Below are 3,681 nucleotides of genomic sequence, written 5' to 3'. Positions count from 1 at the left end.
ATATTGGGGTCGGAACAAGATGGGGTGGGGTCCACCCACTATTTGGCACATTTGATGCCGTCTGAGATGGGCGGCAACCACCCCATCTTGTTCCGACCCCAATATAGTGGCTAGCGGACTCGCGGACGTCTGCGAGGTGCAGCTTGATTACGCGATCGGCGTGGCCAGTCCGGTTTCTGTCATGGTCAATACTTTCGGGGCAGCAAGGGTCGAGGAAAGAAGGATCGAGCAGCTCATTCTGAGTTGTTCGATTTCAAACCGAAAGGCATTATTAAGATGCTTGATCTCTTACGCCCCGATTTACCGCATAGACCTCGACCTATGGTCATTTCGGTCGCGAAGAGCCCGAGTTCACTTGGGAGAGGACTGACAGAGCCGACGATTTGCGGCGCGAGGCAGGCTCGCCGCACCTTGATACCCGGCGCCAAAAGGACGCGCAACACCCTTCTATGACCAGACTTCGGCCGGCCGGCATGGAAGAAAGCCGGGGTCGGTGGCGAACCAAGAAAGCCATTGATGGTGAAATGTGACCTGCTTTAAATCGGCGATGCCATTGTCGAAATCATCGCGCACGACCCGGACTTCCCCGAAAAGCCTGCATTAGCAAGTCGCGATGACCCTCGTCGACACCCTGCGCGCCGAGCTGCTGATTTGTGAGCATCACGATGCAGCCCGCATCTGACCAGATGTGGACGGCCTCCGCTCCCGGCATCGCAGTGTGCCAAAGTGTGGCTGTCGAAAGTCACATAAGGGAGAGCCGTCCATGGAGAAGATTACCACAATTGGCCTGGATATCGCCAAGCATGTCTTTCAGGCTCACGGGATCAATGGGGCCGACGCGACCGTGAGCCGCCCAACACTGGCGCATGGTCTGTCGCCTCGGGAAAGCCAACTCGCCCAAGGGCTTTTCCGACCATTTAGGAAACAGATACGTCTCATCCAAACAATCGCTTTTACCAATCCAGGAGAACCCCGCATAGTCCGCTTCCGCGATGCCCTGCGTGCACGGAATAATCACCGTTGAAAAAGCAAATTGCATGACCGCTAAGGGTTCTGCGCGGAGATAGATTTGGGTGCCGACCTCGAATTTATTGGGCCGCGCCGGAGATCGACTAACCATCGGATTCGCCCTGATGACGAAAATGACTGCCTCGATGTTCCGACCTGAAGCTGGCGCAGCTTGAACGATTCGCCGGAGCAAACAAATGCAAGTTCTCGATTTTTATCAGATATCGCAGATCCTCGTGAAATCGCTCAAGCTAGTGGTGATCTTCGCCACCATTTGCGCCGCGCTGGAGTTCACCTCTCCGGCCTATCGATACAGTCTTACCTCATACGCTCGCGGCGTGCGAAATTGGCTGATTCGGCTCGGATTGGGTGCGTTTGTTTGGCACTTCTTCGCAGTTGGTCTGGCTTGGCTAGGAGTAAAGCCGCTGGTAACGATCAATTTCGCAACGGTGCTACACTCTGACAACGCAATCCTCAACAGTGGATTTGCGGTCCTTTCCGGGGTTTTAGTCGCGATTGCTGGCGATTTCTTTTACTATTGGATGCACCGCGCTCAGCATGCTGTTCCATTCCTCTGGCGACTTCACGCTACGCACCACTCGATCCGCGAATTGACGGCATGGAATTGCAATCATCACATCTCCGAACCACTCGTTTACGCAGCGCTGGTAGCACTGCCACTCGCTCTGCTCCATTTTGAATCTGGCGTAGTGCCCATCGTTGCCATGACGCTGATTACGTTCCAGGCCCATCTTTCGCACTCTAGTACCCGCATCAATCTTGGGCCGCTTCGATACATCATTGGCGACAACAAATTCCACCGCATCCACCACTCGATGGAACCGCATCACCAGCGCCGAAACTATGGGTTTTTCACAACCATCTGGGATTCGATTTTTCTAACGGCATACTGGCCAAAAAAGAATGAGTGGCCGGAGGTTGGCATGCGAAACCAGCCCGAGCCGCTGACCGCGCGGGATTACATTATGTTCCCATTCGATCGACGTCGCTGGCGTTAACTCAAAGTCGGGAATGCTGTGGAGGCCAGGGATTAGACGAGTAGAGGCTTACGCCTCAATCGAGACCAGTAATTTCTCCGGGGTCAGGCGGCGCGTAGAAGAGGCGTTTTGGGCCTGAATATTGGAGGCATGTTCAGTTCTGGCTGTCGGAAAGGCGCCCGCAGCCGGTTAAGAAGTTCGCTGTTAATCTCCGCTGCCCGGACCTGTATGAGCATATGCGCACAGTGAAGCGACCAGCGCATCTGCTGCTTCTTGACCATACGTTTCCCGACGACTGGGTTCAGCGCCGACTCGGCGAGAGTGGTGGCGACGCGAAGCCCAGCCCGGTAGCAGATGCGGAGATTGGCGTACTTGTCTGTGTCAATCCGCCGACCGGACCAATGGTGCGCGAAGCCGCTACTACACCTTCCGATGCGGCCCTACATCAAAGAAGGTTCAAAGAATTCAGATCGTGACCATCGACCAACTCTTTCAGGCATATCCTGTGCACCTGCCGGGCATGCTGGATCCACCGGAAGCGATAGCTCCTACCCCGATACAGGGCAAGCGCGGGCGGAAACGTGCTGAAGGCCAAACGGAGATGCTTTTCCCCATTGAAGGAAAGCCTGCGGGGGAAGACAAGGCCAAAGCGAAGGGAAATCGGTCTATTCGGCCCATAACGATCGAAGTGACGCGGTCGGACAATCGAAAGGCAAAAGCCGGATTATGGCTTTTCCGAACGCCGCCGGCGAGCAAGGCCTTTTAGCATCGGCGGTCATCTTTGGCGGAAGCCTTGACTTTAGAAGCACGAAGCGTGAACATCAGCCCAGTTAAAGACGCAGCGCCCCTGGCCGGCTTAGGCTTGTCAGAAATTTGTAGCATTCTTAGGACAAGCGGACCGGCGGTGAAGCCAGTCCGGTTCATATCTCGGACCCTGGAGTCAAACCCAGCAAAAGCGAAAAATTACAAGCTCGCCTCGGGGTTGCGGCGCGAAAACGCAATTGTGCTGTGTGCAAGTGCATCGAACAGGTCAGCGGCGGTCGCCGATGACACCGGATTACTTCTTTATGCACTACCCCGCTCATTGGGCTGAACCTCCCTTCGCTGCCGGTTGTAAGAGATCTCTCCCCGCCCACGTGTCCATGGAGGAATGGCAGGATCAGGGCATTTTATCTGCGCAACGCAAGCTATTTTGCCTGGCCAATGCTGTGTGGCAGAACCGAATGCTTCCTCTGGAGCGATCGTCCCGCCATGCGTGACGAGACGGTTCGATCCTATTGCTGTCCCCGAACATCGACTTCCCGCCTGGTGATCACGAGCTCCCGCGCATCGAACCGCCTCGCCAAGGTGGATCAGTAGTCTATCGTTGGTTAGGTATTCAGCAGCATGCTAGAGCGTCGGACCATCAGATTGAATCGCGAAGGATTCCGCTGATGTAAGGTTTGTGATTCACTTCCTTGTGGAGGTGATTTGCCATGCCCAAGCTCTATTCGCTCGATTTGCGTGAACGTGTTGTGCGGTTTGTCGAGGCGGGCCATTCTCGGCGTCCGGCGGCGGCACATTTTGAGGTGTCGGTTTCGTTCGTCGTTATCCTGATGAGGAACTATCGAGAGACCGAGAGCCTGGCGCCCAAAGCCAGTGGTGGCCGCCGCCATTCCAAGCTCGATCCGCATCG

Annotated in this window: 4 protein-coding genes and 1 pseudogene; 3 read left to right on the top strand and 2 right to left on the bottom strand. The window is 55.5% G+C overall.

Annotated elements, in window-relative coordinates:
• Positions 1 to 742 precede the first annotated feature (742 nt).
• On the bottom strand, positions 743 to 1,120 hold the full coding sequence (locus tag A9K71_RS32185) for a hypothetical protein (RefSeq protein WP_067002243.1): 378 nt from the start codon (positions 1,118 to 1,120) through the stop codon (positions 743 to 745).
• Between the two features lie 85 nt (positions 1,121 to 1,205).
• Between A9K71_RS32185 and A9K71_RS24530 the strand changes: the two genes are divergently transcribed.
• Positions 1,206 to 2,027, top strand: a complete 822-nt coding sequence (locus tag A9K71_RS24530; RefSeq protein ID WP_067002241.1) for a sterol desaturase family protein — start codon at positions 1,206 to 1,208, stop codon at positions 2,025 to 2,027.
• A gap of 83 nt (positions 2,028 to 2,110) precedes the next feature.
• On the opposite strand, the pseudogene A9K71_RS32715 reads toward A9K71_RS24530, so the two are convergent.
• Positions 2,111 to 2,356: pseudogene (locus A9K71_RS32715) on the bottom strand (hypothetical protein); the annotation flags it as partial.
• 122 nt (positions 2,357 to 2,478) lie between these two features.
• Here A9K71_RS32715 and A9K71_RS30825 point away from each other — a divergent pair.
• Positions 2,479 to 2,772, top strand: coding sequence for a hypothetical protein (locus A9K71_RS30825; protein ID WP_082980686.1), 294 nt, complete (start codon positions 2,479 to 2,481; stop codon positions 2,770 to 2,772).
• A gap of 709 nt (positions 2,773 to 3,481) precedes the next feature.
• Positions 3,482 to 3,681: helix-turn-helix domain-containing protein (locus tag A9K71_RS32710; protein WP_156752761.1), on the top strand; the 200-nt coding region annotated here is incomplete at its 3' end.

Source organism: Mesorhizobium sp. WSM3873, from assembly GCF_001672445.1.
Taxonomy (GTDB): Bacteria; Pseudomonadota; Alphaproteobacteria; order Rhizobiales; family Rhizobiaceae; genus Mesorhizobium.
This window is presented reverse-complemented; position numbering and strand designations above follow the sequence as displayed.

Excerpts from the sequence above, each read along its gene's own strand:
- A9K71_RS32185 (WP_067002243.1), bottom strand. The coding sequence starts at position 1,120 with ATGGTTAGTCGATCTCCGGCGCGGCCCAATAAATTCGAGGTCGGCACC.
- A9K71_RS24530 (WP_067002241.1), top strand. The coding sequence starts at position 1,206 with ATGCAAGTTCTCGATTTTTATCAGATATCGCAGATCCTCGTGAAATCG.